Raw genomic sequence first — 16691 nt, 5'->3', positions numbered from 1 at the left:
GTGCCTCCTAGCTCTCTATTACCTTAACATCTAATTTTGCGGTTACATCCTTATGAAGCTTAATAGGAACCTCATGAGTACCAAAGGTCTTTAACGGCTCGGGAAGAACCAGTTTCTTCTTATCAATGTCAAGCCCAAGCTGACTGGAAATCGCCTGGGAAATCTCCTTGCCTGATACGGAACCAAATGCTTTTCCGCCTTCTCCTGCACGGATTGTAACAGTAATAGAAGCTTCTTCAATCTTCTTTCCAAGCTCTTTTGCTGCTTCCAGCTGCTCTGCTGCAATCTTTGCTTCATTGGCTTTCTGAAGCTTTAAGTCATTTAAGTTTTTTGTTGTCGCTTCAATTCCCAGTTTTTTCGGGAGAATGAAATTTCTTGCATATCCGTCATTAACCTTAACGATCTGTCCCTTTTTTCCCAGTGCTTTTACATCTTCTAATAATACAATATCCATTATGATATGTCTCCCTTCTCTATCATCTCTTTAATAACCGCTTTTACCTGGTTTCTTGCTTCTTCTATGCTTACACCGGCAAGCTGGGCACCTGCAATGGTTCTGTGTCCGCCGCCGCCAAGCTTCTCCATCATCACCTGAACATTGACTTCATCAATGGAACGGGCACTTAAATATACCGTATTGTTATACTCAGTCATAACGACAGATGCCTTGATTCCTGATATGTCAAGCAGTTCGTTGGCTGCCTGGGCACCTACTACCGTAGGGCTGTCAATTCCTTCAGAGGGGCATAAACTGATGGCAAAGTTCCCTTCAAAAATCTCAGCCTCCCTGACTGCTTCGGCTTTCGCCTTATAATCATCAAGATTATCCCGAAACAGCTTTCTTACACGGACCACATCTGCACCGTTCCGCCTTAAAAAGGCCGCTGCTTCAAAGGTTCTCACGCCTGTCTGATTGGTAAAATTATGGGTGTCAATGACAATACCGGCATAAAGAGCATCCGCTTCCGCAGATTTAATCTTAATCCCGTCTGCGATGTATTGAAGCACCTCTGCTACCATCTCGCAGGCAGAGGATGCGTATGGCTCTACATAGGATAAAACTGCATTGTCAATGATCTCACTGCTCTGCCTGTGGTGATCCAGAACCACAATGGTTTTCACCAGCCTCAGAAGCTGTGGTTCATCGGTAATGCTGGGCCGGTTTACATCAACCACAACAAGCAGTGTATTGGCATCAACAAGACTTGCCGCTTCATCACCTCTTAAAAATAAATCCTCCGGATAATCCGGATTTCCCACGAACCGTTCCTTCATGGGACGTACGAAGGTGGTCACTTCATTAATAACGATATTCGCCTTTTTATCCATGGCGGTGGCGATCCGGTAAATACCTACCGCTGCACCGAAAGAATCAATGTCCGTCATGCGGTGACCCATAATCAGGATGCGGTCCTTGGTTTCCATCAGTTCCCTTAATGCATGGGCCTTTACGCGGGCCTTCACACGGGTCGTCTTTTCCACCTGGGGCGCTTTCCCCCCATAATACTGGATCCGCTCTCCGTCCTTGACCACTGCCTGGTCTCCTCCACGGCCCAGCGCCATATCAATGGCAATTCTTGCAAAATCTAAATTCTTATAGTAACTGTCTCCATTCATTCCAAGACCGATACTTAAAGTAACTGACATCTCATTACCGATATTGACAGTCTTAACTTCTTCCAGGATGGAAAAACGGTTCTCTTTCAATTCTGCAATGTAACACTGTTTGATGGCGATGAAGTACTTGTCCTTCTCCAGCTTTTTCACAATTCCGTTCATGTTGGTGATGTACTTTGTAATCTTCCGGTCAATGAGTGCCGTTAAAAGGGAGCGGCGTACCTCCTCCACGCTTTCCAGTGCCTCATCGTAATTATCCAGATAGATAAGACCTGCCACCATCTTCTGGTCATCTACCATCTGTTTATATGTGAGAATCTCTGTTTCATCAAATAAATAAACTGCCAGCAGCATCTGTTCTGCACTATCCATGCCTGCTGTATCACTCATCAGCTCCGATGCATCATTCATGTGCACCGCTTTCAGCTGTATCTGGTACTTCCTGTCATTGCATATGCCATGAAGTGTCACAGCCCCGTCTCCCAGCTTTAAAACCTCTTTTGTGATCTCAGGAAAAATGCCGGTTAAATTCTTCCGTGATGCCCTTAAGTGTTTCTCTTCCCCTAAAACCGCAGAAAATGCATCATTCCCCCATAGAATTCTCCCGCTTTCATCCGCGATTGCGTATGGAATCTCAAGGTCATTAAGGAGCTTCTTCTGCATCCAGGAGTACTCTGCTGAGAATTCCACAAGGCCGCTTAACAGACGTCTTCTTCTATAAAAAGAAAGCCAGAACGCGATTCCTGCATACATCAGCGTAAACAGGGCCATAATGATCCCTGCTTTTGTACTTACTGCACCGATCACTGCATTGGCAGCAATTAAAAGCCCGGTTAAGTAAAGAGGCCATTGCATGTAAATCCCCAGCTGTCCCTTTATTTTAAACTTCTCTTTCATATTTGACTCCTTATGGAAAAAAGGTTCTTTTTTCGCTATCTTCCTATTATAACATAGGATACAGGGTTCGTCCATTAAAAAGCAAAAACGGGACAGACTCGAAATCCCACAGTCTATCTAAGTATTTCATCCGGACTGGTGGCTCCAGCCTCAGACTTTTTCTCCTTATACATCCGGATTACCTTACTGATCTGAGCCCTTGTATAAGGCTTTACAATAAAAGCAAATACACGGATTTTAAATGCTTCCAGAGAAAATCCCGGAATTCCGGATAAAAGTACAACCTCCGGCGGAACCGGAAGTTCGTAAAGCTTGGAGGCCAGCGTAATTCCGCTGATATCCGGCATAACTATATCCGAAAACACAAGATCTACCGGGTGCTCCTTTATATACTGCATGGCTGCAATGGCTTCCGGAAAGCTGCCGCACAGCTCTATTTCACTCATATCTTTTAAAATTCCCGTCAGTTTCACTAATAATTCCTCTGAATTATCTACAACTACAACCCTGATACTCATAACTCCTCCGATGGTTCTTTCATTCTTTGTCTAATCGTTATGGAAATATAATTATTATAACGATTATCTTCTTTTATTTCAATGGGCTTACGGCCCGATATATCATATTCATTCCCATAAAAAAAGGTTTCTAACATAAAAGGGAGGCAAAACCGGAAAAATGGCTTTACCTCCCTTTTTAAGAAACTATCTGATAGCATCCTCTCCCCGCTCTCCGGTACGGATTCTCACAGCATCCTGTATATCAGAAATAAAAATCTTGCCGTCACCGTATTCGCCGGTATAAGCTTTCTTAATGATTGCTGAAATAACAGCCTCTGACTGATGATCTGTAACAAACAGTTCTATTTTTATCTTGGTCAGAAAATTATAATCCACCTCTGCACCGCGGACAAATTCCGTCCAGCCCTTCTGGTTTCCGCAGCCCATAACCTGCATAATACTTAATCCGTTTAATTTCAGTTCTTCCATAATTTCTTTGATATCTTCCAGTTTTTCAGGCCGGATAAATGCTTCTATTTTTTTCACGTTGAAATCCCCCTTTGATTAATCCATTCCATTAAATGCAGGATAAGCAGTCTCCCCATGCTCTGAGGTATCAAGTCCTATCATTTCAGCTCTTCCTGAGACCTTAATTCCTTTCGTTATCACGGACGCAATCCCGGCTGCGATCAGGGTCCCTGCAACTGCAATCAGAATAGTAATTGCAATGGCCGCTATCTGGCGAAAGAATAACTGGATCTCACAGTAAACCAGTCCATCGTATGGCAGAGCCGGATTAATGTTTTTACTGGCAAAAATGCCGGTTGCAATTCCACCCCAGATTCCGCCGATTCCGTGACAGCCGAATACATCAAGAGCGTCATCATACTGAAATTTTGGTTTCACCTTACTGATAAAGAAATAGCAGATGGGACTTACCAAAGCTCCAATTATTACAGCTGACCAGATCGGAACATAACCGGCTCCCGGTGTGATTGCAACAAGTCCGATGACAAGCCCTGTTGAGGTTCCCACCAGGGTAGGTTTCCCATTTTTAAGCATCTCAACCAGTATCCAGGAAAGCATGGCAGAAGCTGCCGCTGTGTTGGTCGTTATAAATGCATGGGCAGCCAGTTCATTGGCACCCAGAGCGCTTCCTCCATTAAAACCAAACCAGCCAAACCACAAAAGAGCGGCGCCCAGAAAAACAAAGGGTACATTATGGGGATGATAGGGCGCTTTCCCCAGATTCTTACGTTTCCCAAGTAATACAGACAGGACCAGTGCGCTGACACCGGAACTGATGTGGACTACATCGCCTCCTGCAAAGTCAACAGATCCCATCTGGAACAGCAGTCCTCCTCCCCACACCATATGAGCCAGGGGATAGTAAATAAGAAGAGACCACAGCACCATAAAAATCACCAGAGAAGAAAACTTCATACGTTCTGCAACCGCGCCGGTTATTAACGCCGGTGAAATGACTGCAAACATCATCTGAAAAATAGCAAATATAAGTGTATTTGGGTAAGGAAAGGTAACATCAGTCAGAGTATCAAAATTAAGACCGAACCAGTTAAGATTGCCTATGACACCTCCGATATCACCGCTAAAGGACAGGGAAAATCCAATCAGAACCCACATAACTGACCCGATTCCCATCATGATTGCTGAAGACATCATCATGTTTATAACACTTTTCCGTTTCACCATACCCCCATAAAAAAACGCCAGTCCCGGGGTCATAAGAAGAACAAGCGCGGAGCTTATCAGCATCCAGGAAATATCTCCGTGATCCATAAAAACACCTCTTCCATTAATTTTGCGCAAAAAAATTAAGCCATAATCCTGTGCGTCTCTGCACTGATTATGGCTTCTTTGCCTTAAAGTTAACTTTATAAATTACATAGCTAGACTAATACATGATTTCAGTTTTGTCAAGTAAATTATTAAAGTCAAACTGGTATTTTTATGAAGTAAATCTAAGCTAGCACATTTTCACCGGTATTTGTCTCTTCTTCGGTTTCTTTTGCAACTAATTTTTTCAATCCCTCTATGGCAACCACTACTCCCAATATCAGCAGCAGCACTGCAAAAACCAGCTGAAGTGCATTGCCAAACACAAATTTACCGGACAGCGCCGAAATTAAGTCTTTGATCTTTAATCCCAAGGCGGTGAAAGTTACTCCCAGCATAATAACCATCGGTCCCCAGAGCATGAAACCCTTCCGGTTGGTTTTCTTTAAAAATACGGCACATGCAATTAATGCCAGGGCAGATAAAAGCTGGTTTGCAGAACCAAACAGCGGCCAGATGCTGCTATAACCGGCTCTGGATAATGCATAGCATAAGATCAGCGTGATTATTGTTGCAAAATACTTATTAGTCAGAACCTTATTCCATGAGCTTCTTTCCTCTTCAGGAGTATCATCAGCAAAAAATTCCTGAAATGCAATTCGTCCGACCCTGGCCACAGAATCAAGACTTGTCATGGCAAACGCAGATATGGAAAGTGTAATAAGGGTATAGCATAACGATTCCGGAAGTCCGATTGTTGTTAAGAAGACTGCAATTGCCTTTGCAAAAAGCTGAGGCGGGGTTCCTGCAGGAAGTCCCTCCTTTGTAGCTACAAAGCCTGCCGCGATCAGGGCTGCTATTGCCAGCAGACTTTCTAACAGCATTGCGCCAAAGGAAACCGGCAGCATATTCTTTTCATTCTTAATCTGTTTTGATGCGGTTCCGGAAGCCACAAGAGAGTGAAACCCGGAAACTGCGCCGCAGGCGATGGTAACAAAAAGGGTTGGAAACAGATATGATACGCTTCCGCCTGCACTTACCAGTTTAAAGCCGGTAAAGGATGGTAAATTCATGGAGGGATTATACATTGCAATTCCGATCACAGATCCCACAATCATGGCAATAAGAAGGTAGCTGTTTAAATAGTCCCTGGGCTGAAGCAGCGCCCATACCGGAGTAACACAGGCTATAATAACATAGATAAACACAAAAATCAGCCAGATATTCTGAGGTATGTAGATTGGAAACAACAGTCCCAGCCCAACAGATAGTATTAAAAGTCCAATCGCTGTCAGTGTATTGATCATTTTCCCAAATTTACTGTACTTTAAGAAAAAGCCAAGAACTACAGCAAACGCAATAAACAGCATCGACGTAGCTGCAACCGCTCCATTGGCAGTAACCGGAACACCCTCAGCCGAAAATCCGTTAAAGGTTCCGGCAACAATATCCGCAAATGCCGCCACTACCAGAATAGAAAACAGCCAGGTAAATAAAAGAAACAGCCGCTTTCCCATTTTCCCTATGTAAAGCTCAATAATGTATCCAATGGAGCGCCCCTTGTTCTTTACAGAAGCATACATTGCCGAAAAATCCTGTACAGCGCCAAAAAATACACCTCCCAGCAGAATCCAGAGCAAAACAGGAAGCCATCCGAACATGGCCGCCTGAATGGGGCCGTTAATGGGACCTGCCCCTGCTATGGAAGCAAACTGGTGGCCAAAAACCACATTGGTATCTGCAGGGACATAATCCACTCCATCCTCCAGTTCAAAAGCGGGAGTTTTGGCCTCCGGGTCAATTCCCCAGGTTTTTGCCAGATATCTCCCATAGATTAAATACGCTCCGCCAAGGACTACAATAGCAAGAAACATCATCGTTAAACCATTCATCGTATTTCTCCTTTCATACTGAGACAAAAGCCACATACATTTGTCCCGGATAACGAAAAAAGTCCCTGCATCAAAAAGATGCAGAGACGAATGAACCAATCCGCGTTACCACTCTGTTTGCTGCAAATTGCAGCCGCTTAAATCCGCCGCCTGTCGGGCAGCAGCTCTTCGCTAACGGAAAGACCCGTCCTCACTTAATCAGTCCTCCTGTCGGGAGGCCTTTCAGTTCGGAACTCCTGGGTGATGGCCTGTTCCTTCCTTTGCGCCCTTTCCATCTGACGGGCTGCTCTCTGTAAAGGAATGTGGGGAATCAGACTGTGTCCCAGTCATTGTTTTTTTCGATATCACACTTGCTGAATGGAGTTTACCACTTTACAGTGAGAAATACAATAATTTTCCATAATATGCTTATACACAATTTCTATATCATTCATAACCTGGAGTTATACAAAACCAATCCTCCATTCCGCAGGATCTCTGCATCAGGGTGATTTTTTAAATACTCCAGAGCCAGCTGGGGAACCTCTGTACCAAACCGTTTTAACACCGGACACTGTCTGTAAACCTCATATCCTCCGGTACCGCTTGCACGGTAATCACTCATGCACAGCTTCAGCTTCCTTCCCGCAAGAGAATTCCCTTCAAAAAGGATATTTACCACCCGGTCCCCCACCGGTCTTTCTAAATCTACCTCAAATGTGATCCCTGCAAAATAATCATAATTATAATGCTCCACCTTTGGCTTTAAGAAAACCTCCGATATCTCAATCTTCCCTCCCTTCACAGCAAAGTATTGCGCACAGCGTTCCAGCGCCTGCTTTATAACCTCCTGCGTTACCTCCAGCACAACCAGCGTATTGGAAAAAGGATAAACTCTTACAAGATCCCGCATAGTGACGTGGGCAGGCAGCGCTATGGGATTGTTTCCCAGACCGATGCAGGAAATATCGGCACCAGTATACGCCAGCTGAATCTGATTAAAAAAATCTGCCACTCCGCTGCCGCCAAGGGCCATCTCAATCTTCTCTTTTTGAGGAATTGCTTCCTTTAAGCTCCCAATCTCAAGATCCAGCCATTTCTGTACCTGCTTTTCCAAAGGAAGCAGAGTTTCATAAGGTTCCCGGTTGTGGTGCGTTCCCGCAGGCAAAATGGAGGAGGAGACAGTGCAGGCACCATCCTCATACTCAATCTCAATACAGGCATACTGAACAGCATTTGCTGTCAGCTGCAGCGTATGGGTTCCAAAACAGTCTCTTCCCTTTACCGTCATATGCTGATGAGCAGTTAACACAATGTCGTAGTCAAGCTCCTTTAAGATCCGATATCCGATGTTTTCATTTCCTGATGTCAGCACTGTGCCGGTATCCAGATCACATTCATAACCGCCGTGATAGATGCAGATGGTAACATCTGACTTCTTTTTTAACAGTTTAAGTTCTTCCTTTGCTGCCAGGAATGCATCCGTAATCTGTATCTGTTCCAGATGCTCAGGATTTTCCCATACATTTACATAGTCCGTAACAATACCGCCAACTCCCAGGCGCAGCCCGTTATCCAGTGTAAAGATATGGCTGGAAACAATTCCTGTCTCCCCCTTTAAGTCTATTGCATTGGCACAAAGGCAGACAGCGCTTAATTTCCCCAAATAGTGGGAAAGCCGGTCATAACCGAAGTTAAAATCGTGATTTCCCGGAACTACCGCATCATATCCAGCTGCGTTATACACCTTTGCAAACGGCTCACTTAAAAGCAGCTCACCAGCCTGTTCTGTAATAAAAGCAGCCATGGGGGAGCCGGAAATGGTGTCTCCCCCATCGAGAATCAGTGTATTTCCATCTTTTTCAAAATTGGTAATGCAGTTTAAAAGTCCCATGGGACGTTCCGTCTTATCCCCATAATTTGTGGGGAACAGATACCCATGAACATCCGAAGTATAATAAATTTTTGCCTTTTTCTTCAATCATTTACCCCCTTGCCAGTTTCACCCGGATTCTGGTGGAGATATATTCCACAATCAGAACCAGAAGGATGAGCCCTACCAGAATCGCTCCTGCCTCATTCCACCGGTAGGAATTCATGGCAAAGATTAAGGGAGCGCCGATACCTCCCGCTCCAACCAGGCCAAGAACTGTGGCATCTCTTAAGTTAATATCAAACCGGTATATGACCGTTGATGCAAAATTAGGAATCAGCTGAGGTAGAATTCCATAGCGGATTTTGTGAAAGGTATTGCAGCCGCATGCATCTAAGGATTCTAAAATTCTGGTATCCAGATCCTCTATTGCCTCTATATACATCTTGGAAACCATTCCGATGGAACAGACGGACATGGTGAGAAGTCCTGTAAATGCTCCCGGCCCGCTGACACGGATAAACATCAGTCCATATACAAATGCAGGAATAGTCCGCACTGCCATGATCACCAGACGTGTAATATAAGCAACAGGGGCAGGCATTAAATTAGATGCGGATAAGAAGGATAAGGGAATCGCCAGAAACGCTCCCACAATTGTTCCTAAGAATGCAATGCAGACAGTCTCCAAAAGCAGATAAGGAACTCCCTGAGCTGTAAAATTAAATAAAAGCTTCCGGTCCGGGTGGAAAATACCGCTTAAAATATTTCCGGCAATCTGCACTCCTGAAAGCCCGGTTTTAGAAACATCTACTGCTGATCCGGACCAGATAAGCAGTGCAACGACAATGACAGAAACAGTAACCTGGTATACGGTATTTCTGGGACGCTCTTCATAAGCCTTTTCAATCTGTTTATTCATATGCCACCTCCTATACCAGTTTCCGGCGGCAGTAACGGCTCACCGTCTCTATAAAAAACACAGTAACAAACAGCATGATCAGAATCATTCCTACACTGGGATACTCTCTCCAGCCCAGCTTTTCATTCAAAATCAACCCGAGACCGCCTGCACCTACATATCCAAGAATGGCGGCATAACGGACGTTTCCCTCAAAACAGAACAAACCATTTGATATGTAAGACGGGAGTACCTGGGGAATAATTGCGCGGACAAATGCCCGGACCTTTGTGGCTCCAATGGCTTCCATTGCCTCAAATGCCCCCATATCCGCAGTTTCAATTTCTTCGTAAAGAATTTTTCCCATATAGGCAAATGTAAACACGGCTATGGCAGTGGTTCCTGCCAGAGTACCCAGTCCAAAAACATAGGTGGCAATCAGAGCGGTTACCAGAGTCGGAAGCGTTCTCACAATACTTAAAAATAACCTCATTATGCTTACTGCAGCATTATTTTTAACAATATTGGTAGATGCTGCCATTGCAAAGGGGATAACCGCTACGGCACCGATGACTGTGCCAAGAAGTGACATCTTTAAGGTATCAAACAACGGTTTCCATACCTGGGAGCTGTAGCCCCATTCAGGAGGCGCCATCATTCCAAGAATGACAAAAAACTGACTTCCCCGTTCCCGTAAAACCCCTAAATCAAATCCTGTGATCTTAACAGATAGGGCAGTAAAGAAAACCAGAATCAGTGTAACAAGAGGAAGTCTGGAAGCCGGCTTTAAGACTGTTTTTCCGTTTGAAAGCACCATTTTTTTCGGCGGAAATATCTTGTCATAAATGCTCATCCCACTGCCTCCTCTTCTGTTTTCCCTTCATAAATCTCATCAAGAATTTCCTGGGTGACTTCCGATGCCGGACCGTCATAGACAATCCTTCCTGCCCGGATTCCAACCACCCGGCCTGCATATTGAAGGGCTAAATCCACGTGGTGTATGTTTAAGAGAATGGTTATGTTCATCTCCTTATTAATCCTTAAAAAGTCTCCCATAACCTGTTTCGCTGTAACCGGATCCAGGGAGGCAACCGGCTCATCTGCCAGAATGATCTGAGGGTTCTGAGCCAGTGTTCTTGCAAGAGCAACTCTCTGCTGCTGTCCTCCGGAGAGCTGGTCTGCACGGACAAAAGCCTTGTCTAAGATACCCACTTTATCAAGCGCTTCTAACGCTTCCAGCTTATCCTTCTTTGGAAAGATTCCAAAGAGGGCTTTAAAAAACGGAAGATCCGGTACCTTTGACATGAGAACGTTGTTGATCACCCGGGTTCTTGTCACCAGATTAAAGGACTGGAAGATCATGCCGATTCTGCGGCGGAAACGGCGCAGCGCCTTCCCTCTTAATCCCATGACATTGACTCCGTCCACGGTAAGAGTGCCTTCCGTGATGTCATGCATGCGGTTAATAGTTCTTAAAAGAGTGGATTTACCAGCTCCGGATAAACCGATGATGGCTACAAATTCTCCCTGCTCAATCTTTAAGTTAACGTCTTTTAAAGCCTGAAAGCCGTTGGAATAGGTTTTGCCCACCTGATTAAATTCAATCATACATACCCTCATTTCCCAGTAAAAAACGGAGGCGCCGCTTTTTCTTCCGTTTACGACGCCTCCGCAGCCTGTTTTATATTATTTATTTCGCATTTAATTCCTTGATCATCTTCTGAGCTGCACGTTCGTCATCATAATCGGAGCTCTTAGCCGCCTGATAACCCTTGTGGCTGTAAATAGCAATGACTTTCTTGCCTTCATCTGTATTTCCGATGTTGATCATTGCAGTCTGTACAGCTTTCTTGAAACTGTCATCCATGATCTTGGAGGTCTTGCTTACACTGACTGTATCGTTAAAGATTGGAGGGGTTACGCCAATAACACTGGTCTCTTCCCAGATAGAACCGGTTCTGCCGTATTCCGATTTCCATTTCTCCTCATAATCCCTGCGTGCATCTGCATATGTACATAAAACGTCTACCTGACCGGAAGCCAGTCTGGCAAATGCGCTGCCGTAAGAATCAGACTGAACCGCATGGGAAAGGTTTAAAATGTTCTTCTCAAAATTCTTCTGAAGCCATAAAGAGGGATAAATGTATCCTGCTGAGGATGAAGAAGACATAACGCTCCAGTTTGCTCCGTCTAAATCTTCAAAGGTCAGCGCTTCGCCGCCGTTAATCTTTGCAGCCAGTGCTTTTCCCTTTTCAGAAGGTCCTGCAATAATCAGGGAACGGTAGGAGGTTGCCTGTTCTGTGGTTGCCTCAGTAGCCTTGCCGTCGTTCCATTCCTTGGCATTATCGAAATTTTTGCTCAGTCCGTCTCTGGTTGCAGTAAGAATCACCTCTGCGCCGTCATCATAAAGAGCATAAGTGCCTCCCGGAATAAAACCGATGTCTGCGGTGCCTGCAGAAAGAGCTTCTCCTACTGCTTCGTAGCTGGTTCCTACTGTGATTACCACTTCACCGATATCATAGCCCTCTTTGCCAAGCTCTGTCTTTAACAGGCCCTTTAAAGGCTCAGTTGCGGTGACGATCTCCTCCGGCTCTCTGGAAGGTACAAAATAAACATTCAGTTTGTCGATCTTCTTATTCTCCGCTTTCGTTTCCGCTGCGGTAGTTGCTCCTGCTGCAGAAGAAGCGCTCTCTGTCCCTGCCGCGGTTGTCTCTGCCGGGGCTCCGGTCTTGCCTGCGCCAGAGCATCCGCCGATCATAGATGCACAGAGTGCTGCTGCCATTAATACAGAAACTGATTTTTTCATACTGCTCTCCTTTTCGTGTGATTCATCGGTTTTTTCTTGGGATCATGAGGCATTACGCGCTGTCTCCCACCTCCAGCTTGGTGGGGAGAAAAATTGTCATGTTGTCTTTCCGGCCCTCTGTAATCTGTTCCAGTAAAAGTTTGATGGCAGTCTGCCATACAATATCAGGAAACATACGGACTTTGGTATAGGTGGGCCATTTGGACTCAATGGTCTCAATGTCCTTGTAGATGACCACTGCAATATCCTTGGGCACACGAAGTCCTGCATCCTGAAATGCTTCCAGAGCTCCTTCCGCAACTTCTTCACTGCCTAATAAAACAGCTTCAGGCAGATGACCCGATTCAATGGCTTTCTTAGCCAGCTCATAGCCGCTTTCCCGGCTGATGTCGCCAATGTAGAAATTCTCCTCTTCATAATAGCCGCTCTCAGTAAAGGAAGCCCGGATTCCCTCCAGTCTCCGGTAACCGATCTTTACCTGTCCTTCTTCATAAAGACCGCCTATAAAGCCGACAGAGCGGTACTTTTTCCGCACCATAAGGTAATCAAGCATCTCATGGATTCCCTTTGTAAAATCCATAACAATGCTGTCATACTCATAATTCTTGGGATCCGAGTTAATAAATACAATGGAATAGCTCTGCATTCTTAAAAACTCCATCTCTTCCTGGGAAAAAACACCGAAAGCCATAATCCCGTCATATTGACCCGGCTGATTCTTATCAAGGCGGCAGAATTTGACTTCCTGCTTTCCGGACATGGACTTTACAATTAAGTCCAGGGAGGAAAGCCTGATGTTTGCTCTGTCCTTGCGGATAATATGCCAGTCAGCCACTCCTATGACAATTTCTTTCTTTTTCTGCGCGTGACGCATTCTGGGTGGGACATATTTTAATTCGTGGGCAATTTTAAATATCCTTTTTTTTACCTCCGGACTTACCGCAATGGTATCATCCTGGTTCAGAACCCGGGACACCGCAGCGGCTGAAACACCCGCAAGCTTTGAAATCTCTTTAATCGTAGCCATAATCTATATCCTCACCTTTCAAATTCATTATAATGACAGTCCATGTCACCGTCAATAAGCAAAGTAAAATTTTACTAAACTTTTACCAAAGTATGTAAAAAACTTTTCATAATTAGAAATACCGGAAAGAAAATAAAGTTTCCTTCCGGCATCCATTGAGACTCTGTCAGTCTTTTTCTCCCCCTAAATTCAACTTTGCAAACGCATCCGCAAAAGGAGAATTGATTGGCTCAGCGGCCTCATTTTTCTGCTTATTTAAATATTTTGCCACATCCTTTTTGGAAACTCCGGCACCTTCTTTCGTCCGGCGCTCTTTAAAGGCAGTCAGCTTTTCCTTATATCCGCATCTGCAGACAAAGATCTGGCCATCCCCTTTTCCTTTCAGCTCCAGCTTTTTATGGCAGACCGGGCATCTGGCGTTGCTGGTTCTTGAAACCACTTCCCGGTGCCCGCATTCCCGGTCCTGACAGACTAACATCTCACCGTTTTTTCCTTTGACAGAAAGCATTCGTTTTCCACAGACGGGACATTTGGTATTGGTCAGATTATCATGGCGGAAGTTTCCTTCTCCGGTCTTGATCATCTGAATTAATTCTTCTGAATACAGTCTGATATCCTTCATAAAGGAGCCGCGCTTCAGTTTCCCGGCCGCGATGGCGGACAGCTTCATTTCCCAGTCAGCAGTGAGCTCCGGCTTTTTTAAATCCTCCGGTACCAGAGTGAGAAGCTGCTTCGCCTTTGATGTCAGGAATATATCCTTTCCTCTTTTCTCAAGAAGAAAGCTGGAAAAGAGCTTTTCTATGATATCAGCTCTGGTTGCCACAGTCCCAAGACCACCTGTTTCTCCCAGAGTTTTCGCCATATCCCGGTCTTTTGTCTCCAGGTAGGAAACAGGGTTTTCCATGGCTGAAAGGAGAGTCGCCTCATTAAATGGAGCGGGAGGCTTTGTCTTTCCTTCCGTCAGCGCCAGCGAGATGCCTTTGACCAGATCACCTTTTTTTACAGAAGGAAGATTCTGTTCTTTTAATTCCTGTTCTTCATCCTCATCTTCGTCGGGTGTTTCATAAACTTCTTTCCATCCCGGTGCCTTTACCGTTTTTCCCCTTGCAACCAGAGTCTCCCCTCCTATCAGCACCTCAAGCTCTGTCTGCTCGTACTCAAATGGGGGATATAAAACTGCAAGAAACCTTCTCACTACCAGATCATAAACTCTTCTCTCATCTATCGTCATATGATCCAGCTGGACAAACTGCTCGGTGGGAATGATGGCATGATGATCGGATACCTTTTTATCATCTACAAAATAGGGTTTCGCTTCAATCTTCACATTGTATAATTTCCCTGCAAGCTTTCTGTAAGGTCCCACGCCGCAGGCCTCCAGCCTTTCTTTTATAGAGGGGACAATGTCGGAGCTTAAATACCGGGAATCCGTTCTGGGATAGGTCAGTACTTTATGATTCTCATACAGTCTCTGCATGATATTAAGGGTCTCTTTTGCAGAATAGTTAAACTTCCGGTTTGCTTCCCGCTGAAGTTCCGTTAAGTCATACAGCTGGGGAGCGAAACTCTTTTTCGGAGTGCTTTTCACCTCAGTGATTACACCATCTTTACAGGAATTCATCTGCTTTAACAGCCCTTCTAACCGCTCCCGGTCAAAAGAACGGTAACTTTTCGACTTTTCATCCCGCCAGATAAATGTGAGTGCCGGCTGGGAAGCCTTTGCCGTAATGCCGTAATAGGGCTTCGGAACAAAGCTTTTAATTTCTTCCTCTCTCCTTGCTATCATGGCTAAGGTTGGTGTCTGGACACGCCCGCAGCTTAACTGGGCATTGTATTTGCAGGTCAGAGCTCTGGTTGCATTGATTCCCACCAGCCAGTCCGCTTCTGCACGGCACATGGCTGCATCGTAGAGATTGTCGTATTCATGACCGTCCTTTAATCGGGCAAAGCCTTCTTTGATGGCTTTATCTGTGACAGAAGAGATCCAAAGCCGCTTAATCGGTTTTTTATTTCCAGCTTTTTCAAGAATCAGCCTCGCTACCAGTTCTCCTTCCCGGCCTGCATCGGTTGCAATGATAATTTCCCCCACATCATTTCTGTGAAGCTGCTTTTTTACCACGCTGTACTGCTTACCGGTCTGCTTAATTACCTCAAGCTTAAACTGATCCGGCATCATGGGTAGATCTTCCATCTTCCATTCCTTATATTTGGGATCGTAATCCTCCGGGTCTGCCAGAGTGACTAAATGGCCTAACCCCCAGGTAATCACATAGGCATTTCCTTCCAGAACGCCCCCCTGATTCTTTGTACAATGAAGCACCCGGGCAATATCCCGGGCGACGGATGGTTTCTCTGCTATAATTAAAGATTTCATTTTATTCCTCCAAATGGCATTTCTCTCTTTATTATAGCTCATTGGACGGATTATGACAACTGGCGGCATTCCCCATAAGCAATCAGGGAATCTCCTTCCCTCACTCCCATGGCTGTGGTTTCATATAATACGATTCCGTCAAACTCTGCATGGCAAAGCTGGAGAGGTGTTCCCCACACATCTTCCACTGTTCCCAAAAGATCTCCCTTTAAAAACCACTCACCAGGCTGTTTTGCCGGATGCCAGAAGCCTTCTGCCAGAGAATCCGTGTAGACTGCATTTACCACTTCATTTTGAATATTATCTTTTTCCTCCTCCCGGTCTTTGCTTACAACGCCAAGAGCCGAAAGAACATTAACCACATCCCGTTTATAGGAAGCAAGCTGCTCATTTGTAAAGCTGCCTCCTCCTCCCCGTTCCATCAGGATCGACGGAACACCTTCAATTGCTGCGTAATTATAGGAGCCAGTGGCTGCAGAAGATTTCACACGAATCTTCATTCCTGTGGCCTCAGCCATTTTTCTGGATTTTTCCATGACTTCCTCCCTGGCTATACCAGGATAATATACAAAAGGCATTACCTGTTCGTGGGTATCTCCTGCATGGAGATCTATGTAATAATCTGCCTGGCTGTGAAGCTCATGCTCTATGGTATAAGCTATTTTTTCGGAAAGACTCCCATCTTTTTTTCCAGGAAATGCCCGGTTTAAATTCTTCCCGTCTTCCGGAACAAAAAGCCGGGTATAGGAAAATGCTGCCTGGGGATTTGCCACAAGAAGAAACACTATGGTTCCGTTTATCTCTTTTGGATCAAGCTCCTTTGACAATTCTCTGGCTGTCTGTATTCCGATGTATTCCGCTCCATGTATTCCGGCTGTTATAAGAACCACCGGCCCCTCTTTACAGCCGCATACGGCACAGACTGGCAGCTTTAAATCATGGCTTTCCACCTGCATCATGCCTTTTATCCGCTTACCGGATTCCAGTTTCATGGTTCCTGTCTGAAACATGTTCTTTCTCCTCTCTTT

Annotated in this window: 14 protein-coding genes; all 14 read right to left on the bottom strand. The window is 45.1% G+C overall.

Going from position 1 to position 16691, the window contains the following annotated elements:
- Nucleotides 1–7: 7 nt before the first annotated feature.
- The 14 genes from rplI to DS742_RS07165 all read right to left on the bottom strand — a co-directional run bounded on the left by rplI (nt 8) and on the right by DS742_RS07165 (nt 16673).
- Nucleotides 8–454, bottom strand: coding sequence for a 50S ribosomal protein L9 (gene rplI / locus DS742_RS07235; RefSeq protein WP_117416324.1), 447 nt, complete (start codon nt 452–454; stop codon nt 8–10).
- Complete coding sequence (locus DS742_RS07230) at nt 454–2514, bottom strand: DHH family phosphoesterase (RefSeq protein WP_117416323.1); 2061 nt, start codon at nt 2512–2514, stop codon at nt 454–456. Before DS742_RS07230 ends, rplI begins: the two co-directional genes overlap by 1 nt.
- Nucleotides 2515–2627: 113 nt before the next feature.
- The gene (locus DS742_RS07225) at nt 2628–3032 is read right to left on the bottom strand and encodes a LytR/AlgR family response regulator transcription factor (protein ID WP_117416322.1); all 405 of its coding nucleotides are present in this window, start codon (nt 3030–3032) and stop codon (nt 2628–2630) included.
- 186 nt (nt 3033–3218) lie between these two features.
- Nucleotides 3219–3560, bottom strand: a complete 342-nt coding sequence (locus tag DS742_RS07215; protein WP_117416320.1) for a P-II family nitrogen regulator — start codon at nt 3558–3560, stop codon at nt 3219–3221.
- Nucleotides 3561–3578: 18 nt separating this feature from the next.
- On the bottom strand, nt 3579–4814 hold the full coding sequence (locus DS742_RS07210) for an ammonium transporter (protein ID WP_117416319.1): 1236 nt from the start codon (nt 4812–4814) through the stop codon (nt 3579–3581).
- A gap of 182 nt (nt 4815–4996) precedes the next feature.
- A complete protein-coding gene (locus tag DS742_RS07205; RefSeq protein WP_117416318.1) occupies nt 4997–6703 on the bottom strand; it encodes a carbon starvation CstA family protein in 1707 nt (568 codons plus the stop codon).
- A gap of 430 nt (nt 6704–7133) precedes the next feature.
- On the bottom strand, nt 7134–8663 hold the full coding sequence (locus tag DS742_RS07200) for a bifunctional metallophosphatase/5'-nucleotidase (protein ID WP_117416317.1): 1530 nt from the start codon (nt 8661–8663) through the stop codon (nt 7134–7136).
- Between the two features lie 4 nt (nt 8664–8667).
- Complete coding sequence (gene phnE, locus DS742_RS07195; protein WP_117416316.1) at nt 8668–9477, bottom strand: phosphonate ABC transporter, permease protein PhnE; 810 nt, start codon at nt 9475–9477, stop codon at nt 8668–8670.
- Nucleotides 9478–9487: 10 nt separating this feature from the next.
- Complete coding sequence (phnE, locus tag DS742_RS07190) at nt 9488–10309, bottom strand: phosphonate ABC transporter, permease protein PhnE (RefSeq protein WP_117416315.1); 822 nt, start codon at nt 10307–10309, stop codon at nt 9488–9490.
- Nucleotides 10306–11064 (bottom strand): phosphonate ABC transporter ATP-binding protein, encoded by a 759-nt coding sequence (phnC, locus tag DS742_RS07185; protein WP_117416314.1) that lies wholly within the window; start codon nt 11062–11064, stop codon nt 10306–10308. Before phnC ends, phnE (DS742_RS07190) begins: the two co-directional genes overlap by 4 nt.
- Before the next feature lie 82 nt (nt 11065–11146).
- Entirely contained in the window at nt 11147–12262 is a 1116-nt protein-coding gene (locus DS742_RS07180; protein ID WP_117416313.1) for a phosphate/phosphite/phosphonate ABC transporter substrate-binding protein, read from the bottom strand.
- A 52-nt stretch (nt 12263–12314) separates the two neighbouring features.
- On the bottom strand, nt 12315–13289 hold the full coding sequence (locus DS742_RS07175) for a LacI family DNA-binding transcriptional regulator (protein WP_117416312.1): 975 nt from the start codon (nt 13287–13289) through the stop codon (nt 12315–12317).
- Between the two features lie 166 nt (nt 13290–13455).
- On the bottom strand, nt 13456–15663 hold the full coding sequence (locus tag DS742_RS07170) for a DNA topoisomerase III (RefSeq protein ID WP_117416311.1): 2208 nt from the start codon (nt 15661–15663) through the stop codon (nt 13456–13458).
- A 50-nt stretch (nt 15664–15713) separates the two neighbouring features.
- Complete coding sequence (locus DS742_RS07165) at nt 15714–16673, bottom strand: M14 family metallopeptidase (RefSeq protein ID WP_117416310.1); 960 nt, start codon at nt 16671–16673, stop codon at nt 15714–15716.
- Nucleotides 16674–16691 lie beyond the last annotated feature (18 nt).

It is taken from the genome of Lacrimispora amygdalina (genome assembly GCF_003432035.1).
Classification (GTDB): domain Bacteria; phylum Bacillota; class Clostridia; order Lachnospirales; family Lachnospiraceae; genus Lacrimispora; species Lacrimispora amygdalina.
This window is presented reverse-complemented; position numbering and strand designations above follow the sequence as displayed.

Coding starts and splice junctions, on each gene's coding strand:
- rplI (WP_117416324.1), bottom strand. CDS start 454: ATGGATATTGTATTATTAGAAGATGTAAAAGCACTGGGAAAAAAGGGA.
- DS742_RS07210 (WP_117416319.1), bottom strand. CDS start 4,814: ATGGATCACGGAGATATTTCCTGGATGCTGATAAGCTCCGCGCTTGTT.
- DS742_RS07180 (WP_117416313.1), bottom strand. CDS start 12,262: ATGAAAAAATCAGTTTCTGTATTAATGGCAGCAGCACTCTGTGCATCT.
- phnC (WP_117416314.1), bottom strand. CDS start 11,064: ATGATTGAATTTAATCAGGTGGGCAAAACCTATTCCAACGGCTTTCAG.
- DS742_RS07230 (WP_117416323.1), bottom strand. CDS start 2,514: ATGAAAGAGAAGTTTAAAATAAAGGGACAGCTGGGGATTTACATGCAA.
- DS742_RS07225 (WP_117416322.1), bottom strand. CDS start 3,032: ATGAGTATCAGGGTTGTAGTTGTAGATAATTCAGAGGAATTATTAGTG.
- phnE (WP_117416316.1), bottom strand. CDS start 9,477: ATGAATAAACAGATTGAAAAGGCTTATGAAGAGCGTCCCAGAAATACC.
- DS742_RS07170 (WP_117416311.1), bottom strand. CDS start 15,663: ATGAAATCTTTAATTATAGCAGAGAAACCATCCGTCGCCCGGGATATT.
- phnE (WP_117416315.1), bottom strand. CDS start 10,309: ATGAGCATTTATGACAAGATATTTCCGCCGAAAAAAATGGTGCTTTCA.
- DS742_RS07175 (WP_117416312.1), bottom strand. CDS start 13,289: ATGGCTACGATTAAAGAGATTTCAAAGCTTGCGGGTGTTTCAGCCGCT.
- DS742_RS07165 (WP_117416310.1), bottom strand. CDS start 16,673: ATGTTTCAGACAGGAACCATGAAACTGGAATCCGGTAAGCGGATAAAA.
- DS742_RS07205 (WP_117416318.1), bottom strand. CDS start 6,703: ATGAATGGTTTAACGATGATGTTTCTTGCTATTGTAGTCCTTGGCGGA.